General features: G+C 58.6%; 1 pseudogene. It reads right to left on the reverse strand.

What is annotated here, in order from left to right:
- Nucleotides 1-273: pseudogene (locus tag VSR82_RS40230) on the reverse strand (IS110 family transposase); the annotation flags it as partial.

Here is a 273-nt window from a genome sequence, read left to right on the forward strand (position 1 = left end):
GGCGATCTTCCTGCAGAGCGCGGATTTCTTCATGAACGTCTGGATGGATGCCTCGATGAGATGAACACGTTCCTCTATGGCGCGCATGTGCTGCAGAAGTTCGGTGAGCAGAGTCTGGCAAAAGGAGATCAGTTCATCTGCGCTCCTGCGCAGCAATTCCGGTATCGCGCGCCTGAAGGCTTCCGGTGAGCGCGCAATAGCCAGCCCCCGTTCGCCGAGCAGGCCACGTATCTGGTTGATCAGCGCGGTACGATGACGCAGCAGAATTGCGCG

Source organism: Burkholderia sp. JPY481, assembly GCF_038900515.1.
Lineage (GTDB): Bacteria > Pseudomonadota > Gammaproteobacteria > Burkholderiales > Burkholderiaceae > Paraburkholderia > Paraburkholderia youngii.